The following is a 959-nucleotide window of genomic DNA, read 5'->3' on the forward strand; positions in this document are numbered from 1 at the left end:
CGCCGACGGGACCGCCGTGCTGCGCGGGGTGCTCGCGGAGGACGGCGCGCGTCTGCTCCTGCTGGTGCCCGACCCGCACGCCCGCTTCGCCGCGGTCGAGCTGGCCGCGCCGTTCGCCGCTTCGGTCCTCGACGACGGCTACGGCGTCTGCGGCTACGTCTTCGCGTGGACCCCGGACCGCGAACCGCTCGCGGCGTCCGGCGTGCTGGGCGGGTACCTCGAAGGCTTCGGCGACCTGCGGATGCGCCCGGACGCGGCGACGGCGATCCCGCTGGGCGACCGGACGTGGGCGGTGGTCTGCGACGCCGAGTGGCCGTCGGGCCGGATCGCCGAACTCGCCCCGCGAGAGGTGCTGCGCGGGCAGCTCGCGGCACTGGAGGGGCTCGGCCTGGTGCCGTCGGTGGGCATCGAGCACGAGGTGGTGTTCACCGGCGCGAAGGGACCGCTCACCACGCACGGCACCGACTACGCGATCGGCGGCACCGAGCACCTGGCGCCGCTGCTCGCCGATATCCGGTCCGGGCTCGCCGAAGCCGGGCTGGGCGTCGAATCCGCGCGCGCGGAGTGCCACCCGGGGCAGTACGAAGTCGTGCTGCGCCACCGGGACGCCCTGGCCGCGTGCGACGACGTGCTGCTGCAGCAGCTGATCGTGCGCCGGGCCGCCGCGCGCCACGGGGTCACGGCCTCCTACCTGGCCGCACCCGAGCCGGGGCAAGGGAATTCCGGCCACGTGCACCTGTCGTTGTCCACTGTGGACGGATCCCCGCCGGACCTGCTGGGCGGCTTCCTGGCGGGCGTGCTGCGCGACGCGCGGGCGCTGACGGCGGTGTGGGCGCCGACGTGGAACAGCTACGCCCGGCTGCGGACGGCCCCGTTCTCCCCGCGTGACGTCCGCTGGGGCCACGACGACCGGACCGCGGCGGTGCGCGTCGCCGGGCCGCCGTCGGACCCCCGCCTGG

General features: G+C 76.3%; 1 protein-coding gene. It reads left to right on the forward strand.

What is annotated here, in order from left to right:
- A partial coding sequence (locus G3I65_RS51975; protein ID WP_160703448.1) for a glutamine synthetase occupies positions 1-959 on the forward strand: 959 nt, incomplete at both ends.

Source organism: Amycolatopsis sp. SID8362 (assembly GCF_010550475.1).
Lineage (GTDB): Bacteria > Actinomycetota > Actinomycetes > Mycobacteriales > Pseudonocardiaceae > Amycolatopsis > Amycolatopsis eburnea.